The 22,845-nt window shown below is 35.3% G+C and carries 21 protein-coding genes; 11 read left to right on the top strand and 10 right to left on the bottom strand.

All coding sequences use genetic code 11. The features are described 5' to 3' along the window. Positions 1-48: 48 nt before the first annotated feature. From ABJI11_RS15210 to ABJI11_RS15200, 3 genes are all read left to right on the top strand, one after another. Positions 49-1,116 carry a DUF3810 domain-containing protein gene (locus ABJI11_RS15210; protein WP_348354024.1) on the top strand — a complete coding sequence of 356 codons (1,068 nt, stop codon included), beginning with the start codon at positions 49-51 and terminating at the stop codon, positions 1,114-1,116. A gap of 174 nt (positions 1,117-1,290) precedes the next feature. Continuing rightward, positions 1,291-4,245 carry an amidohydrolase family protein gene (locus tag ABJI11_RS15205; protein WP_348354022.1) on the top strand — a complete coding sequence of 985 codons (2,955 nt, stop codon included), beginning with the start codon at positions 1,291-1,293 and terminating at the stop codon, positions 4,243-4,245. Between the two features lie 39 nt (positions 4,246-4,284). Next, on the top strand, positions 4,285-5,577 hold the full coding sequence (locus ABJI11_RS15200) for an amidohydrolase family protein (protein WP_348354020.1): 1,293 nt from the start codon (positions 4,285-4,287) through the stop codon (positions 5,575-5,577). A gap of 75 nt (positions 5,578-5,652) precedes the next feature. On the opposite strand, the gene ABJI11_RS15195 is transcribed toward ABJI11_RS15200, so the two are convergent. The 10 genes from ABJI11_RS15195 to ABJI11_RS15150 all read right to left on the bottom strand — a co-directional run bounded on the left by ABJI11_RS15195 (position 5,653) and on the right by ABJI11_RS15150 (position 12,957). Then, a complete protein-coding gene (locus ABJI11_RS15195) occupies positions 5,653-6,060 on the bottom strand; it encodes a hypothetical protein (RefSeq protein ID WP_348354017.1) in 408 nt (135 codons plus the stop codon). Between the two features lie 21 nt (positions 6,061-6,081). After that, positions 6,082-7,272, bottom strand: coding sequence for a molybdopterin molybdotransferase MoeA (locus ABJI11_RS15190; RefSeq protein WP_348354014.1), 1,191 nt, complete (start codon positions 7,270-7,272; stop codon positions 6,082-6,084). A 65-nt stretch (positions 7,273-7,337) separates the two neighbouring features. Then, the gene (locus ABJI11_RS15185) at positions 7,338-8,114 is read right to left on the bottom strand and encodes a sulfite exporter TauE/SafE family protein (protein WP_348354011.1); all 777 of its coding nucleotides are present in this window, start codon (positions 8,112-8,114) and stop codon (positions 7,338-7,340) included. After that, the gene (locus ABJI11_RS15180) at positions 8,098-9,171 is read right to left on the bottom strand and encodes a HesA/MoeB/ThiF family protein (RefSeq protein ID WP_348354008.1); all 1,074 of its coding nucleotides are present in this window, start codon (positions 9,169-9,171) and stop codon (positions 8,098-8,100) included. Before ABJI11_RS15180 ends, ABJI11_RS15185 begins: the two co-directional genes overlap by 17 nt. Further along, positions 9,168-9,761 (bottom strand): NTP transferase domain-containing protein, encoded by a 594-nt coding sequence (locus ABJI11_RS15175; RefSeq protein WP_348354005.1) that lies wholly within the window; start codon positions 9,759-9,761, stop codon positions 9,168-9,170. The genes ABJI11_RS15180 and ABJI11_RS15175 overlap by 4 nt, the downstream gene beginning before the upstream one ends. After that, positions 9,745-10,218: a cyclic pyranopterin monophosphate synthase MoaC gene (moaC, locus tag ABJI11_RS15170; RefSeq protein WP_348354002.1), complete on the bottom strand. Its 474-nt coding sequence runs from the start codon at positions 10,216-10,218 to the stop codon at positions 9,745-9,747. Before moaC ends, ABJI11_RS15175 begins: the two co-directional genes overlap by 17 nt. Then, complete coding sequence (gene moaA, locus ABJI11_RS15165; protein ID WP_348354000.1) at positions 10,218-11,201, bottom strand: GTP 3',8-cyclase MoaA; 984 nt, start codon at positions 11,199-11,201, stop codon at positions 10,218-10,220. The genes moaC and moaA overlap by 1 nt, the downstream gene beginning before the upstream one ends. 205 nt (positions 11,202-11,406) lie before the next feature. Then, the gene (locus ABJI11_RS15160; RefSeq protein WP_348353998.1) at positions 11,407-11,823 is read right to left on the bottom strand and encodes a molybdenum cofactor biosynthesis protein MoaE; all 417 of its coding nucleotides are present in this window, start codon (positions 11,821-11,823) and stop codon (positions 11,407-11,409) included. After that, positions 11,823-12,062, bottom strand: coding sequence for a MoaD/ThiS family protein (locus ABJI11_RS15155; protein ID WP_348353995.1), 240 nt, complete (start codon positions 12,060-12,062; stop codon positions 11,823-11,825). The genes ABJI11_RS15160 and ABJI11_RS15155 overlap by 1 nt, the downstream gene beginning before the upstream one ends. A 100-nt stretch (positions 12,063-12,162) precedes the next feature. Beyond that, the gene (locus ABJI11_RS15150; protein WP_348353992.1) at positions 12,163-12,957 is read right to left on the bottom strand and encodes a hypothetical protein; all 795 of its coding nucleotides are present in this window, start codon (positions 12,955-12,957) and stop codon (positions 12,163-12,165) included. An 87-nt stretch (positions 12,958-13,044) separates the two neighbouring features. Between ABJI11_RS15150 and ABJI11_RS15145 the strand changes: the two genes are divergently transcribed. The 8 genes from ABJI11_RS15145 to ABJI11_RS15110 all read left to right on the top strand — a co-directional run. Further along, complete coding sequence (locus tag ABJI11_RS15145; RefSeq protein WP_348353989.1) at positions 13,045-13,845, top strand: RNA methyltransferase; 801 nt, start codon at positions 13,045-13,047, stop codon at positions 13,843-13,845. 48 nt (positions 13,846-13,893) lie between these two features. Beyond that, on the top strand, positions 13,894-15,126 hold the full coding sequence (locus tag ABJI11_RS15140; RefSeq protein WP_348353986.1) for a M48 family metallopeptidase: 1,233 nt from the start codon (positions 13,894-13,896) through the stop codon (positions 15,124-15,126). Positions 15,127-15,170: 44 nt separating this feature from the next. After that, positions 15,171-17,375 carry a RelA/SpoT family protein gene (locus tag ABJI11_RS15135; RefSeq protein WP_348353984.1) on the top strand — a complete coding sequence of 735 codons (2,205 nt, stop codon included), beginning with the start codon at positions 15,171-15,173 and terminating at the stop codon, positions 17,373-17,375. Positions 17,376-17,425: 50 nt separating this feature from the next. Beyond that, complete coding sequence (locus ABJI11_RS15130; protein WP_276494102.1) at positions 17,426-17,896, top strand: transcriptional repressor; 471 nt, start codon at positions 17,426-17,428, stop codon at positions 17,894-17,896. Between the two features lie 25 nt (positions 17,897-17,921). After that, a complete protein-coding gene (locus ABJI11_RS15125) occupies positions 17,922-19,193 on the top strand; it encodes an adenylosuccinate synthase (protein ID WP_348353980.1) in 1,272 nt (423 codons plus the stop codon). Between the two features lie 147 nt (positions 19,194-19,340). Next, positions 19,341-20,132, top strand: coding sequence for a DUF1080 domain-containing protein (locus ABJI11_RS15120; RefSeq protein WP_348353978.1), 792 nt, complete (start codon positions 19,341-19,343; stop codon positions 20,130-20,132). Positions 20,133-20,143: 11 nt separating this feature from the next. Then, positions 20,144-21,580, top strand: coding sequence for a Gfo/Idh/MocA family oxidoreductase (locus ABJI11_RS15115; RefSeq protein WP_348353975.1), 1,437 nt, complete (start codon positions 20,144-20,146; stop codon positions 21,578-21,580). A gap of 88 nt (positions 21,581-21,668) precedes the next feature. Then, the coding region (locus ABJI11_RS15110; RefSeq protein ID WP_348353972.1) for an SGNH/GDSL hydrolase family protein at positions 21,669-22,845 on the top strand (1,177 nt) is incomplete at its 3' end.

Below are 22,845 nucleotides of genomic sequence, written 5' to 3'. Positions count from 1 at the left end.
TGCCTACAAAAATACTGATAGAAAAAGGATTTCGCTATTTTTGAGATAATGAAGATATCTTTTAAAAATGCCATTGCTATTTCTTTGATCCCCCAAATCATAATTGTAAAATGGCTAGCTACCCGAAACGATTTAGTAGAACAGTATTATAGTACGGGATTATATCCTGCTATTTCAAAATTCTTTAGACTTCTATTTGGTTGGATACCTTTTTCTGTAGGTGATATCATTTATTTCACGTTAATAATACTTGCTCTAGTATACCTCGTTAAAAATAGAAAATACATATGGCGACATAAATTAAAATTTTTACAGAATGTAGCCATGGTGCTTTCTGTCACTTATTTCACATTTCATATCATGTGGGGTATGAACTACTATAGAGAACCGTTGGCAAACAAACTAGAACTGGTGCCGAATAAAGATTACCAAGATTTGCTTGAATTTACAGAACGGTTAATTCAAAAAACAAACCAAACACAAATAGCCATAACCCAAGACTCTAGTTTAGCGGTAAAAATACCATACTCACAAAAAGAAATTTTTCATAAAACAGTTGAAGGATATGAGGATTTAAAAAAGATTCATCCCTTTTTAGCCTATGAAATACCTAGCATAAAAAAATCCTTATTCAGCACAGGATTAACATATATGGGCTACGCCGGATATTTAAATCCGTTTACGAACGAAGCACAAGTAAATGACTTATTGCCCAACTTTAGATTTCCTTTTGTAGCTGGTCATGAAGTGGGCCATCAAATTGGTTATTCAGCTGAAAACGAAACAAATTTTATTGGCTATCTAGTTACTTCAAACAATAAAGACCCATATTTTAAGTATGCAGCATATACCTATGGCTTAGGCTATTGCCTAAATGATATTAGAAGAACCAATCCTGATGATTTTGATACGTTAATGTTACAATTGAATTCTGGTGTAAAAAGCAACTTTCAAGAAATGTCAATTTTTTGGAACTCTTACGAAAACCCTATGGAACCGGTTTTCAAATCAATATTCGATACTTTTCTAAAAGCCAACAACCAAAAAGAAGGTATTAGAAGCTATAGTGCGGTTGTATTATTTTTAGTTGCTTACCACAAAGACCATCAGCTATAAAATAAGTTTGAGACTTGGTGATCAAACCACTCAAAAACCGCCCTTCTTGTAATAATTTGACAAAAAAATAGCTTTTCTACATTAATACAATTTCTAGTGTTAAAGAAAAGTGAAACAGACCGTATTTACTGCACAATCCCAGTACTTTTAAGATACTAATTCAAACTAAACGTAATGAAAAAACTATTTTTTGCGCTATGCCTACTCGGGTATGGCTCATTTTTGACTGCACAAGATTATTTTCCAGAAAATGCAGGAGTAAAAGTTAATAACAATAATTATACTGCTTTTACAAATGCAAAAATCTTTGTAACTCCTACCCAAGTAATAGAAAAAGGAACATTATTAATTCAGCATGGTAAAGTAGTCAGTGCTTCCAGTTCTGTTAATATTCCAAAAAATGCTGTTGTCATTGATTTAGACGGTAAATCTATATACCCTTCTTTCATTGATGTGTATTCTAAATTTGGGGTAGAACAAGCAAAGAAAAAACCAGGCAGAGGTCGTTCAACTCAATACGAACCATCTAGAGAAGGTTACTACTGGAACGATCATATTATGCCAGAAAATAAGGCAATTGAAAAGTTCACTTATAATGACAAAGAAGCAAAAGTATTGCGAGAAGCTGGTTTCGGTGTTGTCAATTCTCATATACAAGATGGTATTGCCAGAGGTACCGGTGTGCTTATTGCTTTAAATGGTAAGGGTACAAATGCCAATAGAATTTTAGATGACCGTTCCGCTCAATATTTTTCTTTAACCAGAAGTATTGCAAAAGGGCAATCTTACCCAGGTTCTTTAATGGGTACATTGGCTTTACTAAGACAAATGTACAGCGATGCAGATTGGTACGCTAAAGGCAATGCCTCCACTACAGACCTCTCTTTAGAAGCGCTTAACGAAAACAAAAGTTTGGTTCAGATTTTTGAAGCCAAAGATAAATCTCACGATTTACGTGCCGATAAGATTGGAGATGCCAACGGCATACAATACACCATTTTAGGTGGTGGTAATGAGTTTGAACGTATTGAAGAAATAAAAGGTACTAATGCAAAATTCATTTTACCGCTAAACTTCCCTGACGCCTACGATGTTTCTAATCCGTATGCTGTAGGTTATGTTTCTTTACAGGATATGCGTTATTGGAACCAAGCTCCTTCTAACCCAAAAGTATTGGCAGAAAACGGAATTCAGTTTTCATTGACTACCTACGATTTAAAATCTCCTGCTAAATTCAAGGCAAAATTGATGAAAGCCATTGAATACGGACTTTCTTCTACCAAAGCGTTAGAGGCTTTAACTACCGTACCTGCACAAATATTAGGGAAATCAAATGAAATAGGCTCTTTGAAAACAGGTGCTCTTGCCAACTTCTTAATCACTTCCGGTGATGTTTTTGATAAGTCTACTACATTGTATGAAAACTGGGTTCAAGGAACAAAAAGTGTTGTTAATTCGATGGATTCAAAAGACATTCGTGGAGATTACAACTTAACCGTTCAAGGAAAATCTTATGATGTTTCTATAACGGGAGAAATCTCAAAACCTAAAATTGAGGTAAAACAAGACACTACAAAATTATCCTCCAAAATAGCATATAAAGACAATTGGGTAACCCTATCTTTTGCAACTGATAAAGGGGAAAAAACATATAGAATGATAGGTGCTGCAACCAAAACATCAGACAACCTAACAGGTCGTTTGGTTTTACCCGATGGTACAGAATCTCAATTTACGGCAACAAAATCAAAATCATTTACTGAAAAGGAAGCTCAGAAAAAAGCAAAGGATACTTCTATAAAAGTAATGCCTGTAACTTTCCCTAATGTTGGTTACGGATTTGCATCTAAACCAAAAGCACAAAACACACTATTTAAAAATGCTACGGTTTGGACAAGTGAAGATGCCGGAATTTTAGAAAATACCGATGTATTGGTTAAAAACGGAAAAATCGTTAAAATAGGAAAAGACCTAAGTGCTGGTGGCGCAACAGTTATTGATGCCACAGGCAAACATTTAACGGCAGGTATTATTGACGAACATAGCCATATTGCTGCTTTAGCAGTAAACGAAGCTGGTCAAAATAGTTCTGCAGAAGTAAAAATGGAAGATGTTGTAGATCCAGAACATATGGGTATTTATCGCTCTCTTGCAGGTGGTGTTACTTCACTTCAATTACTTCATGGTTCTGCAAACCCAATTGGTGGTAGATCGGCTATTTTAAAATTAAAATGGGGAGAAGAAGCAGACGGATTAATTTATGATAACTCCCCTAAGTTCATCAAATTCGCTCTTGGTGAAAATGTAAAACAAAGTAATTGGGGTAGTTTCTCTCGTTTCCCACAAACTCGTATGGGTGTTGAGCAACTATACATGAATTACTTTCAAAGAGCTAAGGAATATGACACCAAAAAGAAAAATGGTGAACCGTACCGCTATGATGAAGAAATGGAAGTATTGGCTGAGATCATTAACGGAGAACGTTTTATTTCTTGTCACTCTTATGTACAGAGCGAGATTAATATGATGATGAAGGTTGCAGAACATTTCGGATTTAGAATAAACACGTTCACCCACATTTTAGAAGGTTATAAGGTTGCCGATAAAATGGCTGAACACGGTGTTGGCGCAGGTACATTTAGCGATTGGTGGGCATACAAATTTGAAGTAAACGATGCTATACCATACAATGCGGCAATTATGCAAAAGCAAGGTGTTGTAACGGCAATTAATAGTGATGACCGTGAAATGATCAGAAGATTAAACCAAGAAGCTGCTAAAACTATTAAGTATGGTGGTATGACGGAACTAGAGGCTTGGAAAATGGTCACTATCAATCCTGCAAAACTACTACACTTAGATAACCGTGTTGGTAGTATTAAAGTAGGTAAAGATGCCGATTTGGTTTTATGGTCAGGTAGTCCGTTATCTATTTATTCAAAAGCGGAAAAAACAATGATTGAAGGTATAACCTATTTTGATTTAGAAACGGATAAGAAAAACCGTGAAAAAATTAAAAAAGAAAGAAATGAATTGGTGACCATGATGCTTAAAGAGAAAAGTAGTGGTAAGAAAACTCAAGGTCCAAGACAAAGTGTAAAAAGAGATTTTACTTGCGAAAGCCTTTAATTAAACAAGCCACATTTCAACATATATAAAACAATACAAATGAAAAAATTTATAACCTTAATCATGGCTTTAGCACTGGGAATACCAGCTATAGCTCAACAAACTCCAGGTTCTAAACAAACCGAAGCCATTACTATTGAAGGTGCCACCGCGCATTTGGGTAACGGAGAAGTAATTGAAAGTTCGCTTATCATGTTCGAAGATGGTAAGATTACTTTTGTAGGGGATTCCAAAATGAGAATTGCTAGAAAAGGTAAAGTAATAGATGCTACCGGCAAACACGTTTACCCAGGATTCATTGCTCCCGCAAAAACACTAGGTTTAGTGGAGATTGATGCCGTTAGAGCATCTAAAGATGAAGATGAAATAGGAGATTTTATACCACATGTAAGAAGTTTAATTGCTTACAACGCAGAATCTAAAGTAGTAGAAAGCATGCGACCTAATGGTGTTTTGATTGGGCAAATTGCTCCTTCAGGAGGTAGAATTTCAGGCACATCAAGTATCGTACAGTTTGATGCTTGGAACTGGGAAGATGCAGCTATTAAAGTAGATGACGGAGTTCATTTAAACTGGCCTGCAACTTTTAAGCAAGGTCGTTGGTGGGCTGGTGAAGATCCAGGGTATCAACCTAACAAAGATTATGCTGAACAAATAGAAACGGTTGCTACATTCTTAAAAAATTCAGCCGCTTATGGTAAATCAACCCCTAAAGAAGTAAACCCTGCATACGCAGCAATGCAAGGAATTTTTGATGGAAGTCAAAAATTATACGTGCATGCCGATGATGAAAAACAAATTATCGATGCAATCAACACTTTAAAATCAAATGGAGCCAAGGAAGTTGTTTTAATAGGTGGTTATCACGCTTATAAAATTCCCGAATTTTTAAAGAGTAACAACATTCCTGTTTTGGTTCAGTATACGCACAATCTTCCCGTATTTGATGATGATGATTATGACTTACCTTACAAACTACCAAAGTTGTTAGTAGATGCAGGTTTATTAGTAGGAATTCAAAACTCGGACGCGGTTAACTTTCAAACTAGAAACTTACCTTTCTATGCAGGTCAAGCCGCACAACAAGGTTTGGACAAAGAAGTAGCTGTTCAATTATTGACAGGTAATACTGCCAAGATTTTAGGTATAGATGATCTTTACGGAACATTGGAGAATGGTAAAAGTGCCACCCTTTTCATATCTGAGGGTGATGCTTTAGAAATGGCGGGTAATCAATTAACACATGTTTTTATCAATGGTAGAACAGTTTCATTAGAAACACACCAAACCGAACTGTGGAAACGCTATATGGGCAAGTACGAAGGAAAATAATTTAAAAAAGCTATTTGCAAAAAGAGGCTGTCTAAAATTTTAGACAGCCTCTTTTTTGTTTAAAAACATGTTGTGTTATTTCTTGCCAAGTATATACCCTATATATGCCATTGGCATGTAAGCCACTATAATATCTAAAGCGGTAAACCACATTGGTCCACCTAGCATGGCAATATTTACGGTACCACCTATTAGAAAAAACAAACCAATGATCAAAGCCATTAGCATTTTTCTTGTTGCTGCAATTTTAGTGGCAACTATAGCTCCTACCAAAGTTCCTAAAGCATGGGCAAGAAAAGGAAAAATAAAGTGCTTGGGCTCAAATAAATGCATTGTCGCTTTCAAACCTTCCATTGTGGTAATATCACCACCCTCTGGTGGCGGAATTATGGAACCACTAATCATAATAATTCCCATATTTACAATACTACCAACCACTACCCCGGCTACTACAGCCAAAATATTCTTTACTACTGGATTCATATAGAAAAATTTAATTGATTACTACCTGGTTTTTACAAAAGGAACAACCTCCCCTACCTCATATTCCTTATTTCTTGGTGTTAGGCAAATAAACCCGTCGGCTTTTGCCAAACTCGTTAAATCTCCAGAACCATTTTCAATAACAGGAGTTGCCCAAAATTCACCTTCTCTTTTTTCTGTACTTACCTGTATAAATCTGGTTAACGGCTGTGATGCGGTTATCGTTGTACTTAACTTAATATACGATTTATCTATTGAAATGCCCCATGAGGTATGCAACCATGGTAAAAAGTAAAGATGATAATTGGCAAATGTAGAAACCGGATTGCCAGGAAAGGAGAAAATAACAGTCTTAAGTTTAGGGTGAACTCCAAACCAAAATGGTTTACCTGGTCTTTGTAATACTCTATGAAAAACTTTCTCTACACCCAATGACTCCATTACCTCTGGTATAAAATCAAACTTTCCTTTGGAAACTCCACCACTTAAAAGAAGTACATCGTTTTCAGTTAACACTTTTTCTAATTCATTTTTGATAATAGCCTTATCATCAAATAAATGAAGTGAATCCGCATCAATTTTAGAATTCAATAATGCAGACTCAATAGTCAGCATATTCGATTTTCGAATTTGATGTGGCTTGGGAGTTTCATTAATGGCAACCAATTCATTCCCTGTGGCAACAGTACAAACTTTAGGATTTCCTTTAACCATCACCATTGCTTTCCCAACGGTAGCCATCACACCAATTTCTGCGGGACTAATCTTTTTCCCGTTAGATAACAGAAGTGCACCGGCTTTTTCATCACTACCTTGATAATGTATATTTTGACCTTTAGTTACTTTTTCATTGATTGTAACCTTACCATCTTCTATAGTGATATGCTCATACATAATTACGGTATCACAATTTGCTGGGACTACAGCACCGGTCATCACCTCTAAACAGTTGCTTATATCTTGTAACTTTTTTTGGACTTCTCCTGCAGCAGCTACGCCTTCAATTCCTAAAGACTGTCCGCTATTTACAACATCAGAGAACTGAATTGCAATACCATCTTTGGTTGCACGATTAAAAGGAGGGAAATCTCTATCGGCATAAATATCTTCAGCCAATATTCTATTTAAACTATTTAAAAGTGAAACCTTCTCCATTCCTAAATCTAGGGGATGATCCAACACTTTTTGATATGCTTCGTTAAATGTAATCATAGATTTAAAGGTAAAACTATTATAAATTATACCCTTAAAGAATTACAGCCAATTATTTTAACCTTTTAAAATAACTCGAGTCCATTAACCAACAAGACCCTTATACCTACAACAAACACCAACAAAGCCGTAACCCTTTTAATACCGTTAGCCGATAGTTTTTTAAGACTAATACGAATACCTAACTGCCCGCCAAGAAGAACAGCTACAATTAAGCAAATAGTTTCTAACCAGGGTAATGACAGTGAACCGCTAGTTATCAAACCAAATAACCCCGATATCGAATTTACCAAAATAAAGAAACTGGCAAGTGCTGCTATTTTTATAGCCTTGTTCCAACGTAAATGGTTAAGAATTGGCGCTAAAAAAATGCCTCCACCAATACCAACCAATCCAGATAAAAATCCAATACCAGCACCTAAAACATAGCTTAAGTACTTTGGATAATCCTTTACCTCTTTTTTAGATGTATTGATATTAAAAGTCTGAACAGCCAAAAACAATGCTGATAAAATAAGAGAACATCCTAGAATCATAAAAAAGACACTCTCTTTTAAACGAAATGTGGCACCTAAATAAGCTAGCGGAATGCTTACCAAAACAAAAGGTAGAAAATCTTTCCATTTTGTATGACCATTTTTAAAATACAAATACGTGCTGCCAGAAACTACCACTAAATTACATACTAACGCAATGGATCTAATATCAAAAAAACTAGTTAGAAATAACGTTAATAGCGCTAGATAGCTAGAACCACCACCAAAACCTACAGAAGAATAAAGTGTAGCAATGATAAAAAAAGCAATGCATAGGATAATTAGCTGCTCAATAGGTATCAACATAATTTTTCATCTGATTCATACCTCCCGCAACATTAACAAAATCCTTACCCGGATATAATTCTTGCAATTTTGTTATTGCCTTTTTACTACGAATACCAGACTGGCAAATAATATAAACGGTAGTTTCTAAATCAACCTCAGCGACCCTATCTGTTAATTCACCCAAAGGAATGTGTTTGGCTTCTTTTAGATGTTGCCTTTGAAATTCTTTATCTGTACGTACATCTATCAGTTCAATAGAGGAATCTGTAAGCAATTGTTGTAGCTCACCAGGCTCTACTGATTTTAGTGGAAGTTCACAATCAAATTCATAGCTAGCAGCTAGCGTTTTTATTTCGTTGTTACCAGATTGTAATTTAAACTTCATTCGCTGTGTACGTTGGCTCAATGTATCAAAAAGTAATAAAACACCTGATAGCACTTCTCCAATCTCCGCAATAACCTTAACCACTTCTAAAGCCTGTAGATTACCAATAATACCAGGCAAAATACCCAATACGCCATTCTCATTACAATTAGGCACAGCATCTGCCGCCGGCATGGTAGGGAACAAACAACGATAAGTTGGTCCGCCTTTATAATTAAATACACTTACCTGACCTTCAAAAGCATGTAATGCACCATACACAAAAGGTTTGTTTGCAATAACACAGGCATCATTAATTAAATATCTAGTTGGAAAATTATCTGTAGCATCTACAACGACATCATAATCTTTAATAATATCAAGAGCGTTAGCGGTTGACAAAAAAGACTTGTAAGTCTGTATATTAGTAGTAGAATTCTGAGCTGACAATTGTCTTTTTACTGCCTTAACTTTAGGCATACCCACCATAGCCTCGGTAAATAAAACTTGACGATGAAGATTGGATAACGACACTACATCTGCATCAACAATACCTAAGGTTCCAACACCCATAGCATTTAAATAAGTTAATACAGGAATTCCTAGTCCGCCTGCCCCAACGACCAATACTTTGGCGTTACCAAGCTTTTGTTGACCTTGAGTTCCAAAACCTGCTAAAGTTGTTTGTCTTAGGTAACGTTCCTCGTTCATGGTGCTATTTTAAGTAGCGCTTCTTCATACTCTGCTCTAGAGTTAGCATTTAACAACACTTCTTTTTGTTGTGGAAACACCAAATTTACGTCTGAATTAATCAGAAATTTTCTTGGACAAGAACCATTTCCCGCCTTTAAATATGCTACAGATTGCTTTAATGCTTCTGGTTCCCAAATAGCACAAAGTGGCTCTGGTAAAGGGTCATCCGCGTCTGCAAAAGCACTAGCAATTTTATCTGAATTTCTTGCTTCAATTAGCTCCTCTAAAGCCTTTTTATCCATCAATGGCAAATCGCACGCCAATACCAACCACGCAGCATCTGGATGCGCTTTATGAGCAGACAACAATCCGTTGTAAGGACCTCTGAATTCATCATTATCTATTATAGCATCAAACGAATTAGAAATTTCGCTTTCTTGATCTTTACGGATACTAAGAAAGGTTTTATCGCAAACCTCATTCAACAAATGGTATAAATGCTCACGTTGCGGCAGGTTGTGGTAAGTAATTAAACCCTTATCCTCTCCCATTCTAGTGCTTTTACCACCTGAAAGCACCAATCCGTAGATCTTATCTTTGGAAATCATTTTTCCCTCCTGTTTTTTGTTCTAGTTGAATTGTACCGATTACGATGTCTTGTGAAAGCGCCTTGCACATATCATAAATGGTTAAGGCAGCTATAGAAACCCCGGTTAAAGCTTCCATCTCAACACCAGTCTTTTCATTGCATTTTACAGTACATGTAATCTGAAATGAATCTAATGCCGGTTCTATTTCAACATTAATTTTAGACAAGTTTATTTGATGGCACAACGGTATTAATTCCGATGTTTTTTTTACACCTTGTATCCCAGCAATAACAGCTGTTTGTACAATACTACCTTTCTTACCGACAAAATCCTGATCAGATAATGATTTAAAAACTTCCACTGGAAATTTTATAATTCCACTAGCAATTGCGGTACGTACTGAAGCTGTTTTTTGAGAAACATCTACCATGGTAGCATTCCCAGATTCATCTATATGTGATAATTTATTTTGCATTACCCTCCTATTGAAGTCATTGAATTACTAAATACGTCTTTATACTTTTCTTGTGCCTCAAAACCTGTTTTAGCACGACTGCCTACAGCCTTTAAAATTTCTTTTTTGATATTATATTCCATAGCATCAGCTCTCATAATATCCCTAAGATTGGCACTTGCTTTGGCATATAAACAAGTAATAACGTCTCCCGTAGCCGAAATTCTTAAACGGTTACAACTACCACAAAATGTTCTACTAAAAGAAGGAATGACCCCAAAAGTTCCTTTAAACCCTGGTATTTTATAATTTATAGATGTAGATGTTTTTGGACACTCTAGTTTATAATAATCTGGATGCTTACTTCTAATATGTTCAAGTATGGTCTTAAAATCCCATTTTATAGTCTGAAATTCTTTTGAACCACCATTAAAAGGCATTTCTTCAAGATAACGAACCGAAACATTATAGTGTTTTGTAAGCTCTAACATAGGTAGAATATCATCTGTATTTTGACCATCTAAAGCAATAAAATTAATACGTACATTAAAACCTTCGGTAATTAAGCGGATCATGTTATTATAAACCACATCATAGTGATCACGACGTGTTATACGCTCAAAAGTCTCACGGTTAATGGCGTCCATACTCACATTAATATTCTTAATACCAAGTTCTTTCAGTTCATCTATATACGGACCAATTAATGTTGCATTTGTGGTAACCGAAATATCATTTAATCCTTCTAGATTAGACAAGCTTCTCAACAACACCATTAAATCTTTACGAACAAAAGGTTCACCGCCGGTAATTCGTATTTTGTCTATACCTTGAGAAACCACAATTTCACTCAATTTAACCAGTTCATCTATGGTAAACAATTTGTCATTTTTGGCAAAATTGATTCCCTCCTCTGGCATACAATAATTACAACGAAGATTACAACGGTCTGTCACCGCTAATCTTAAGTAATTAATTGTTCTATTATGGTTGTCTACTAACATACTTTATAAATACAAGTTCAAGAGGTAAATTCAAATACAAATTCAAAAATCAAGTTCAAACTCAAAAAACAAATACAAATTCAAGAATAAATGTCAAGTTCAAATTCTCTCTTCTAATTTCTCTTCTCTGTTTGCTATTTCCTTTTCTCTATTATCTCTTTTCTATATTCTATTCTCTCTCTTCTAACTTCTCTTCTCTATTTTCTTACGGATGAGCTGAAACCCACACCGTTTTATTCTTAAATTTCTCTTTTTTCCAAATAGGAACAGTTTCTTTTAGGGTATCGATTAGATATCTACAGGCTTCAAAGCAGGCATCTCTATGTGCAGATGATGCGCCTACAACCACTACTGGTTCTTCAACTCCTTTTTCACCCACGGCATGCCTCATTACTACTTTGTTCAATGACCACTTCTCTAATGCGCTATCGGCAATTTTCCCCATCTCTTTCAGCGCCATTGTCTTATACGTTTCAAACTCTAAAGCTACTACTTCTTCATTATTGGTAAACTCACGTACGGCACCTACAAAAACACATATCCCTCCACTTTTGGCATCACTAAGTTCTGTATACACCTCAGCAGTATCGATTACATCTACAATTTCAATTACTTTTTTCATTAGCCTCCGCTTACTGGTGGTATAATGGCAATTTCCTCGTTGCCAATTAATGGTACACTATCATCGGCATATTCACTATTTACAGCTACAGCCAATGAATTTAATTTTGAAAACTCAGGATACGATTCTATAAGTTGCTTTTTTAATTCGGCAACATTTACAGGTTTAAATTCATCAGAAAAACTGATTTCAGAGCTACCTACAATATCTTTCGTTATGCCAAAAAAAAGTACATTCATGCCCTTTTAAATTTAGATAAATTCCAAGTTAGGTATAAAAAATAAGGTGCCATAAAAATGGCACCTTTTTTAAAAGAATTATATGTTTTTGAGAAAAGCCTTACTCTACTATTACAGCATTCTCAGGTTTAGAATAAAACTCCATTGGTTTCGCTTCTGTTGATAATGTTGCATTTTCAAAATTTACCGTTTTAGCAGCACCTTTTATTTCGCCTTCTTCAACTGCATGCCAGGTAATAGATTGTGGTAATAATACCTCATTCACTTTTACCCACTTATCATAATTTATATAGTTTACCTTTTTAGAAGGCTCGCCACTAAAATAAGTCATTGTGTAGCCTAACCATCTCATTTCATAAGTTTTTGCATCATAATAGATATAGTATTCATCTGTAGAAGAGGCTCCTACACCTGTATTGTATGAAATTTTATAACCTGGATACGAAACTTCCTCATATACCAAAGCATCAGCTTCTTCATACTTTATTCCGTCATCTGACAGTACAAATGGCATTGCATAGAAATAGAACATTAGGTTATGATAAAATTTAGGCTTCCCTTTATAATCACCAGTTTTATCCATTAACCAAACATCACTACCTGCATATCCTAAATCATAGGCTGGCGTTGAAATTTTATCAAATCTTTTATGCAAATCAATAGTTTGTATTTCATTGAAGTCCTCTTTTGGCATTTCAAAATGCAATGTTTTATATCCCTTCCAAGCATTTAATCCGCCATGCGCTTCAAAAACCTTATTCAATTCCGCTGGATATTTATCTAAATCCACTTGCTTTTCTACCGCTTCTACGGCATCGGTAACCATTTCTTTTTTAGGAGCTTCTTTACACGCAAATACTGCCAAGGCAAAAACCAAAAGGTAAAATTTATTCATAGTAATTATTGATTATTTGTTATTTTTTAAAACCCGTTAGTCGGGAAACTACAGTATACTTACTAAATTGAACTATTTTTGTATTTCATGCAAGCAAATAAACATATTAGTAGTGCCCAAAACCCTTTGATAAAGAAGGTTTTACTTTTAAAAGAAAAATCTAGGGAGCGAAAAAAAACAGGTCTTTTTATTTTAGAAGGCTTGCGTGAATTGGAGATTGCTAGTAATACAGGTTATGCTATTGACACTATACTGTATTGTGAAGATATTTTAGAAAACTTTGATACAGTACAAACATTTAATGCAGACCAACATATATCAGTTAGTTTAGAAGTATATAAAAAACTAGCATATAGAGATACTACGGAAGGTATTATAGCTATAGTAAATAGCAAAGACCATGAACTATCTTCTTTAAAATTTAAGACCAAAAACCCGCTACTACTAATTGCAGAAGCTCCTGAAAAACCAGGTAATATTGGCGCACTATTAAGAACTGCTGATGCAGCGAATTTAGATGCCGTATTAATCGCTAACCCTAAAACAGATTTATACAACCCCAATATTATAAGATCAAGTGTAGGCTGTATTTTTTCTAGGAATGTAAAAATGGGAAGCTCTACAGAAATTATATCCTATTTAAAAAAAGAAGGTTTTCAAATATACTGCGCTGCACTATCGGCGTCTAAAGATTACACCACAGTAGATTTCACTGCACCTACAGCAATAGTAGTAGGTACAGAGCATTCTGGATTAAGTGATGAATGGCTAACGAACAGCACACAGAACATTATTATACCTATGGAAGGTGAGATAGATTCCATGAACGTTTCGGTCTCTGCGGCAATACTTATCTTTGAAGCCAAACGTCAGCGAAAAATAAACTAACAATACACATACTTTTTACAACAAAGTATTCGTTTGCAACTACACTATATGGATAATACATTTGTCTTTTACTGTATTCTTTTCATTCTAATTGCAGAGTTTATACTTGCTACGGTAATGAATTACCTGAACGCAAAGCGTTTTAAAGACCCTATCCCAGAAGATTTAATTGACGTTTATAACTCTGACGAGTATGAGAAATCTCAAGCATACAAACTCACCAATTATAAGTTTAGCGTTTTTACATCTATTTTTTCGTTATTGCTTATTTTGTCATTCTTATTATTTGGCGGATTTGCCTACGTAGATAGCATTGCCCAAAACCAGAGCGACAACATTATACTACAAGCTTTAATTTTCTTTGGTATCATTATGATCGGAAGCGATATTATCAATATTCCTTTTTCATACTACCAAACATTTGTAATCGAAGAGAAATTTGGGTTCAATAAAACGACCTTATCCACTTTCTTTTTAGATAAATTAAAGCAATGGGCAATGACCATTATTGTAGGTGGTGCAATTCTATCCTTGGTGATTTGGTTTTTTCAATGGGCAGGAACTAATTTTTGGTTATATACTTGGGCATTGGTTGCAGTCTTCACTTTATTCATGAATGTTTTTTACAGCAAACTAATTGTGCCATTGTTTAATAAGCAAGAACCTTTAGAACCTGGCAGCTTAAAAGAAAAAATTGAAAACTATGCGGCACAAGTAGGCTTTGATCTTCAGAATATATTTGTCATTAACGGGTCTAAGAGATCTACAAAAGCAAACGCTTATTTCTCAGGGTTTGGAAAAGAAAAGCGAGTAACCTTATATGACACCTTAATAAATGATTTAGAAGAAGAAGAAATTGTTGCCGTACTGGCACATGAGATTGGGCATTATAAAAGAAAGCATATCATATATAATTTAGCGACCTCAATTCTACTAACAGGTTTAATGCTATTAGTATTGTCGTTGTTCATAAACAATCCAGAAGTTTCTTTGGCAATTGGTGTTGACAGACCTAGTTTTCATGCAGCATTAATAGGTTTTGGAATCTTATATAGTCCTATTTCTGAAATTACAGGACTGTTAATGAATCATTTTTCAAGAAAATTTGAGTATCAGGCAGATGACTATGCTAAAAACACATATGCAGCTTTACCATTGGTCACTTCTTTGAAAAAGCTATCAAAAAACAGTCTTAGCAACCTTACTCCACACCCGGCATATGTATTTATGCACTATTCTCACCCACCGTTAATCGATCGCATACGTAATTTAAAGGCATAATTTTTGTTGTGCATCATATAAGATTATCTTATTTTTAATCTAGTATGACACAGGCAGCGATAGAAGAAGAAAATAAGCTTATAGCTCAAGAGTACAAAGAGTTACTTCGAATTAGTTATCAAACATTGACAGATGATGATAAAAAACTAATACGAAGCGCTTTTGAGGTCGCTGTAGACGCGCATAAAACTCAACGAAGAAAATCTGGTGAAGCTTATATTTTTCACCCAATAGCAGTCGCTAAGATAGTAGCTTCTGAAATTGGACTTGATGCCGTTTCCATAGCCTCTGCCCTTTTACATGATGTCGTTGAAGATACCGAGTATACCTTAGATGATATTGACCGCATGTTCGGTGAAACCGTTGCCCGTATTGTTGACGGACTCACAAAAATATCACATTTAAAGAAAGATATGAATATCTCGCAGCAAGCCGAGAATTTCAGAAAAATGCTTTTGACCTTAAATGATGATGTTCGTGTAATCATTATAAAAATAGCAGACAGATATCATAATATGCTTACTATGGATTCTATGCCAGAGCATAAGCAAGTAAAGATAGCGTCTGAGACTTTGTACATCTACGCTCCTCTTGCCCATAGAATTGGTCTCTATAACATTAAGACAGAATTAGAAGATTTAAGTTTAAAATACACAGAACCAGAAGTATACAATTCTATTAAGGATAAAATAGAAGATAGCAAAGAAGATCAGCAGGCTTATATTGATGCATTCTCTGGCACCATTGATAATTCACTTAAAAAAGAAGGACTCAATTATATTATAAAAGGGAGGATGAAGTCTATCTTCTCTATGCGCAAAAAGATGATTGCCCAGAATGTAACTTTTGAGGAAATCTATGATAAGTTTGCTATTAGAATTATTTATAAATCTGACCCGCAGAACGAAAAATTTCTTGCTTGGAAAATTTATTCAATAGTTACCGATCACTTTACACCAAACCCTGTTAGATTACGAGATTGGATATCCTCTCCTAAATCTACCGGTTATGAAGCTTTACACATTACCGTTATGGGACCAAAAGGCAAATGGGTAGAAGTTCAGATCAGAAGTGAACGAATGCACGAAATAGCCGAAAAAGGCTATGCTGCGCATTTTAAATACAAACATGGTGATCAAAAAGAACAAGGTATAGAGGTTTGGCTAAACAAACTGCAAGAAGCATTAGAAAACGCAAATACAAATGCAGTTGATTTCGTGGAGGAGTTTAAACTTAATCTTTACTCTAAAGAGATATTCGTATTTACACCTAAAGGAGAACTAAAATCCCTACCAAAAGGAGCTACTCCGTTAGACTTTGCCTTCAACATACACACAGAAGTAGGTATGCGTACGAGAGGCGCAAAAGTCAATGGTAAATTAGTTCCTTTGAACACCACACTTTCAAGCGGAGATCAAGTAGAAATTATAACATCTAATCAAGCAAAACCAAATTCTAATTGGCTAGATTATGCTACTACCGCTAGAGCAAGGGCAAAAATTAAATCTGTTTTACGCGAAGAGAAAAAATCTGTTGCCGAAGATGGAAAAGAGATTTTACGAAGAAAATTAAAATCTCAAAAAATGACATTAAATGAAGACTCCATCAATAAAATGGTTTCTTTCTTTAAATTAAAAACAAGCCTAGACTTATTTTATAGAGTTGGTATTGGGTCTATCGACAATACCATGATTAAAGATTTTGCATCTTCTTACAACAACGCGTTCATAAGTTTCTTTAAAAACAGAATGCGTAAGACACCGGTACCAGAAGAAATCAACAAAGATGAGATTACATCAAAGTACGATATGTTGGTCTTTGGCAAAGAAGAAGAAAAGTTGGAATACAAACTTTCTCAATGTTGTAACCCAATTCCCGGTGACGAGGTATTTGGTTTTGTCAGTGTATCTGAAGGAATTAAGGTTCATAAAAAGAACTGTCCTAATGCCATTTCATTACAATCTAATTATGCATATCGCATAATAAGCGCAAAATGGATAGATTCATCACAGCAAGAATATCAGGCAGATATTGTATTGACAGGTATAGACAACTTAGGACTTGTTAGTGATATTACAGAAGTTATATCAGATATTATGCACGTAAATATGCGTAACTTGAACTTTAGCACCGATGGAGGAACATTTAAGGGTAAGATTACCGTAGTGGTCAAAAACAAGGCTGTATTAAAAAAGCTAACCGATAATCTTATGAACATCAACGGTATTGATAAAGTTACTCGTATTTAGAAAAAGGAAATTAAAATTTAAATGTACCTTTGTGTATTAATGTAGTAAATATGTCTTCTGATAAAAATCAAGAAATTGTAAAAAACGTCTTCACCGCCTTTTTAGAGGACAAAGGACATAGAAAAACCCCTGAACGTTACGCTATTCTTCAAGAGATTTACGAAAGTGACGAACATTTTGATATAGAGTCTCTATATATTAAAATGAAGAATAAAAACTATCGTGTTAGTAGAGCTACTTTATATAACACCATTGAACTTCTTTTAGATTGTAAATTGGTACGTAAGCACCAATTTGGCAAGAATCAGGCACAATATGAAAAATCATATTTTGACCGCCAGCATGACCATGTTATACTTACCGATACGGGTGAAGTAATGGAGTTTTGTGACCCAAGAATACAGTCTATCAAAAAAACGATAGAAGAAGTTTTTGACATAACCATAAATACACATTCCCTGTATTTTTACGGGACCAAAAATACTCCTGCTAAAAGTGCGGGCAAAAAAGAAATTAAATAAAACTAACCAAGTATATAAAATTTAGATGGCAGTAGATTTATTGTTAGGCCTACAATGGGGTGACGAAGGAAAAGGAAAAATTGTTGATGTATTAACTAGAGATTACGACATTATTGCACGTTTTCAAGGCGGTCCAAATGCTGGTCACACCTTAGAATTTGACGGCATTAAACACGTTCTTAGAACTATTCCTTCAGGAATTTTTCATAAAAAAGCAATGAACGTTATTGGTAACGGTGTTGTTATAGATCCAGTTGTTTTTGTAAAGGAACTTGAAGGTTTGGATCAGTTTGATATAGACTACAAGGCTAAACTTATCATATCTAGAAAAGCACATTTAATATTACCAACGCACCGTTTGTTAGATGCAGCTTCTGAAGCATCTAAAGGTAAAGCAAAAATTGGTTCTACATTAAAGGGTATTGGTCCAACTTACATGGACAAGACTGGTAGAAACGGTATGCGTATCGGAGATTTAGAACTAGATTCTTGGAAAGAAAAATACCGTCATTTAGCAGATAAACATGAAGCAATGATCAGCTTCTATAATGTTGATATTCAGTATGATTTAGAAGAAATGGAAGTAGAATTTTTTGATGCCGTAGAGCGCTTAAAAGAATTAACTTTTATTGATAGTGAAGAGTACTTGAACGAAGCTATAAAAGCAGGTAAAACTATATTGGCAGAAGGTGCACAAGGATCTTTATTAGATATAGATTTTGGAACATACCCATTTGTAACATCATCCAATACTACAGCGGCAGGCGCTTGTACAGGTTTAGGTATTGCCCCAAATAAAGTAAAAGAGGTATTTGGTATTTTCAAAGCATATACAACACGTGTAGGTTCCGGTCCTTTCCCTACAGAATTGTTTGATGAAGTTGGAGCAGAAATGGCAAAAGTAGGTCATGAGTTTGGTGCAGTAACCGGTAGACCACGACGTTGTGGTTGGTTAGATTTAGTAGCATTAAAATATGCTTGTCAAGTTAATGGTGTTACCCAGTTAAATATGATGAAGGGCGATGTACTTTCTGGTTTTGATAGCTTACAGGTATGTACAGCCTATGAATATAAAGGTAAAACGATAACCCATTTTCCATATAATATAGAACCAGAAAATGTAACTCCTATTTATACTGAGTTCCCATGTTGGAAAGAAGATTTAACCAAAATGACTTCTGCAGACCAATTACCGAAGGCACTTAACGAGTACATTGACTTTCTTGAAAAAGAATTAGAAATACCGATTAAGATTGTTTCTGTTGGTCCAGATAGAACCCAAACAATTCTAAGATAGACGTATATCGACTAAGACAGGTTGTTCAACTTTCAAGAATGGCGATATAGGGAAATACCTTTATCGCCATTCTTTTTTTTTGTATTTTCAAGATTGTGTAAAATCTACATTTTACAACTCAACAATAACCTAACTACAACTCAACAAATGAAAAGAACCACCTATGCTACACTTCTTTTTTTTCTTGTTTTAGCGTCAGCTTGTAAATCAGAAAAGAAAGATAAAGCACAAGATCCACCCATTAGCGAAAAAGATAACGAATGGATAACTCTTTTTGACGGTACGACGACCAAAGGTTGGCGCGCCTACAACGGCAAAGAACTACCACCGGGCTGGATTGCCAAAGATGGAGAACTACAGTTTGATACCGAATTAGGTATGGAGCAAGATTACACTGGTGGTACTGATATTATTTACGGCGCAGAAGAGTTTGATAATTTTGAGCTTTATGTAGAATGGAAATTACCAAAAGGCGGAAACAGTGGTATTTTTTACCACTTAAAAGAAGGTTATGATAGTCCACCAGAAGTTTCTCCAGAATACCAATTGATCGATGATGAAAATTATGCCAGCATTCACGATATTACAGATTATAACTTAAGCCTAGGCTACACCGAAAAGCCCGAAGAACTAAAGCCACTTCAACAAACAGCTTCTGACTATGCCATGCATGCCGCAAATCCTGAAGGAAAAATACTAAATCCGGTTGGGGAATGGAACACTACCAGAATCATATTTACCCCTGAACAAGTAGAACACTGGTTAAATGGTAAAAAAGTAGTTTCTTTTGTACCATGGGATGAAGCTTGGTATGAGAAAAAAAATTCAGACAAATGGAAAAATAGTGAAGACTACGGCAAGTTTAAAACTGGCTTTATAGGCTTTCAAGACCACTCCAGCCCAATCTGGTTCAGAAATATAAAAATTAAAAAACTTTAACCACCACACCAATGAATAAAAGAGACTTTTTAAAAAACGCAGCGGCATTATCCACATTTGTATTATTACCTTCTGGACTTTGGTCTTGCAAAAAAGAGGTAAAAAAATTAACTAGGCTAAGAACTGCACACATTGGTGTTGGCAATATGGGAGCCGAAGATTTAAAAGCTATTTCATCACATAGCAAAGTTGATGTCACCGTATTATGTGATGTTGACGCAAACAACTTAGCGGCGGCAAAAGAACTACATCCTAATGCAAAAACATATACCGATTATAGAGTAATGTTAAAAGAGATGGGTGATGAGATTGATGCTGTTGTTGTATCAACACCAGACCACACACATGCACCTGCTTCAATGATGGCTATGGAAATGGATAAGCCAGTGTACTGTCAAAAACCTTTGACCCATTATGTATCTGAAGCTAGGGCAATGAATAAACTAGCAGCAGAAAAAGGTTTGGTTACCCAAATGGGAATTCAAGTACATTCTTTCTATGATTATAAATTAGCAACCTTATTAATACAATCAGGTATTATAGGCAAAGTACATACCGTTCGTGCATGGTCTCCAAAAGATTGGGGTTATGACGGTGTTGAACCTACAGGTTCTGACACAATCCCAGAATCACTAGACTGGAATCTTTGGTTAGGAACCTCAGCTGAAAGACCTTATAAAGAAGGTTTCTATCACCCGGGTAACTGGAGAAAATTAGTTGATTATGGTTGTGGTACTTTAGGTGACATGGGAGTTCATATTTTTGACACTCCGTATAATGCCTTAGCACTTCAAGTTCCCAAGACGATTAAAAATGAATGTAGAGAGCCAAACGGTTTTGGTTTTCCACAGAAAAATGTAGTAACCTATGAATTTCCACAGACGGAATATACTGCAGAAACTTTAAAATGGGTATGGTATGACGGTCCTGGTGCTCCGCAAGACCATGAAGATCTAATATTACCTGGCGCAAAGAGCATGACTTCTACCGAAGAATCTTCTAAAGAATCAATGGAAGATAAAATGTCTTTAGACACTAAGGAAGCTGATGAAGGAACTCTTCCTGACCAAGGGGCTATGTTCATTGGAGAAAAGGGTAGACTATTACTTCCTCACTTTATGCAACTACCTAAAAAAATAGTAAATGGTGAATATGTAGATATATCTGTGGAAATAGAAGCTGTAGAAAAGGCCAATAATATGGGCAAACCTATTCGTAACTATGATACTGAAGGACCTAAGCATTATCATCAATTTGTAGATGCATGCCTGGGCATCGATAAAACCACCGCTCCATTTTCATATGCATCCAGACTAACAGAAACCATTTTATTGGGGGTAATTGCCGGCAGATTCCCAAATCAAGTTTTACATTGGGACAGTGAAAATGCCAAGTTCGCTGAAGAAGAAGCAAATGCTTTTCTCGAAGGTGATTATAGAAATTTCTAAATCATGCTGTAAAATAACAAAAACCACTTTCGAGTGGTTTTTTTATATCTATATTTAAAGGTATCAACCTCAAACAACTTACTCAATAATGACAAAAATCTTTACCTCACCTTTTAGATTAGCCTTATTATTCATAGGTGTTCTAATGATTTACAGTTGTACTGAAAACAAAGAACCCATAGTACGGATAACACCACATTCTTCTATTGCTTTAATTGGAAACAATTTAGGCTCTAGAATGCTAAATTATGGCAGTCTTGAGACTGAATTACAACTTCGGCACCCCAACGATTCACTAATAATTAGAAACATGTGCGATGGTGGTGACACTCCTGGTTTTAGACCACATTCAGGTCGTGTTTCTCCTTGGGCTTTTCCTGGAGCAGAAAAATTCCAAACAGAATTAGCACAAAATTCGGGTAGTGAAGGTGTTTTTGAAACTTCAGATGAATGGCTTTCACGATTAGAAGCTGATATAATCTTAACCTTTTTCGGATACAGTGAATCTTTTGAAGGAGCTGTTGGCTTGGAAAATTATAAATCAGAGTTAGATGCATTTATTAAACACTCCTTAAAACAGAAATATAACGGTTCTACCACGCCACAGTTAGTTATCGTTTCGCCTATTGCTTTCGAAAATATATCGGACCATGTAGATGTACCAAATGGTGATTTAGAAAATGAAAATCTCAAATTATATGCAGATGCAATGAAAGAAATATCTGCCAGTAATAACATACCATTTATAGACGTATACAATCCTTCGAAAAAATGGTTTGAGAACCCTGAAACTGATTTTACTATAGATGGCTCTCAATTAAACGAAGAAGGATATAATAAACTCGCAGAATTCTTAGCCGACCAACTTACCGGGAATAAAACTATAAAAGCAGAAGAAAAAAGAATAGCAGTAAACGAAGCTGTTAAAGAAAAAAATTTTTACTGGCACAACGATTATAAAATTCCCAATGGCGTTCATGTTTTTGGTAGGCGACATGCTCCTTATGGTCCAGATAATTATCCCTTTGAAATAAAGAAAACAAGAGAACTAACTGCAATTAGAGATTCATCTATTTGGGCAACTTTAGTAGGGAATACCTATGATATAAAATCAGCCGATGCACTAACAAGCAAACTACCTCCTGTAGAAACCAATTACAACTTAGGCAACGAGGAAGACATTACTCATTATAATTATGGTGAAGAAGCCTTAAAAACCTTAACGGTACCTAACGGTTATAAAGTAGAACTATTCGCTTCAGAAA

The sequence above is a fragment of the Maribacter sp. genome (assembly GCF_039968975.1).
In the GTDB taxonomy this organism is placed as follows: Bacteria; Bacteroidota; Bacteroidia; order Flavobacteriales; family Flavobacteriaceae; genus Maribacter.
Note: the sequence above shows the minus strand (reverse complement) of the source record. Positions and strands in the feature narration are given on the sequence as shown.

Excerpts from the sequence above, each read along its gene's own strand:
- ABJI11_RS15210 (WP_348354024.1), top strand. The coding sequence starts at position 49 with ATGAAGATATCTTTTAAAAATGCCATTGCTATTTCTTTGATCCCCCAA.
- ABJI11_RS15205 (WP_348354022.1), top strand. The coding sequence starts at position 1,291 with ATGAAAAAACTATTTTTTGCGCTATGCCTACTCGGGTATGGCTCATTT.
- ABJI11_RS15200 (WP_348354020.1), top strand. The coding sequence starts at position 4,285 with ATGAAAAAATTTATAACCTTAATCATGGCTTTAGCACTGGGAATACCA.
- ABJI11_RS15195 (WP_348354017.1), bottom strand. The coding sequence starts at position 6,060 with ATGAATCCAGTAGTAAAGAATATTTTGGCTGTAGTAGCCGGGGTAGTG.
- ABJI11_RS15190 (WP_348354014.1), bottom strand. The coding sequence starts at position 7,272 with ATGATTACATTTAACGAAGCATATCAAAAAGTGTTGGATCATCCCCTA.
- ABJI11_RS15185 (WP_348354011.1), bottom strand. The coding sequence starts at position 8,114 with ATGTTGATACCTATTGAGCAGCTAATTATCCTATGCATTGCTTTTTTT.
- ABJI11_RS15180 (WP_348354008.1), bottom strand. The coding sequence starts at position 9,171 with ATGAACGAGGAACGTTACCTAAGACAAACAACTTTAGCAGGTTTTGGA.
- ABJI11_RS15175 (WP_348354005.1), bottom strand. The coding sequence starts at position 9,761 with ATGATTTCCAAAGATAAGATCTACGGATTGGTGCTTTCAGGTGGTAAA.
- moaC (WP_348354002.1), bottom strand. The coding sequence starts at position 10,218 with ATGCAAAATAAATTATCACATATAGATGAATCTGGGAATGCTACCATG.
- moaA (WP_348354000.1), bottom strand. The coding sequence starts at position 11,201 with ATGTTAGTAGACAACCATAATAGAACAATTAATTACTTAAGATTAGCG.
- ABJI11_RS15160 (WP_348353998.1), bottom strand. The coding sequence starts at position 11,823 with ATGAAAAAAGTAATTGAAATTGTAGATGTAATCGATACTGCTGAGGTG.
- ABJI11_RS15155 (WP_348353995.1), bottom strand. The coding sequence starts at position 12,062 with ATGAATGTACTTTTTTTTGGCATAACGAAAGATATTGTAGGTAGCTCT.
- ABJI11_RS15150 (WP_348353992.1), bottom strand. The coding sequence starts at position 12,957 with ATGAATAAATTTTACCTTTTGGTTTTTGCCTTGGCAGTATTTGCGTGT.
- ABJI11_RS15145 (WP_348353989.1), top strand. The coding sequence starts at position 13,045 with ATGCAAGCAAATAAACATATTAGTAGTGCCCAAAACCCTTTGATAAAG.
- ABJI11_RS15140 (WP_348353986.1), top strand. The coding sequence starts at position 13,894 with ATGGATAATACATTTGTCTTTTACTGTATTCTTTTCATTCTAATTGCA.
- ABJI11_RS15135 (WP_348353984.1), top strand. The coding sequence starts at position 15,171 with ATGACACAGGCAGCGATAGAAGAAGAAAATAAGCTTATAGCTCAAGAG.
- ABJI11_RS15130 (WP_276494102.1), top strand. The coding sequence starts at position 17,426 with ATGTCTTCTGATAAAAATCAAGAAATTGTAAAAAACGTCTTCACCGCC.
- ABJI11_RS15125 (WP_348353980.1), top strand. The coding sequence starts at position 17,922 with ATGGCAGTAGATTTATTGTTAGGCCTACAATGGGGTGACGAAGGAAAA.
- ABJI11_RS15120 (WP_348353978.1), top strand. The coding sequence starts at position 19,341 with ATGAAAAGAACCACCTATGCTACACTTCTTTTTTTTCTTGTTTTAGCG.
- ABJI11_RS15115 (WP_348353975.1), top strand. The coding sequence starts at position 20,144 with ATGAATAAAAGAGACTTTTTAAAAAACGCAGCGGCATTATCCACATTT.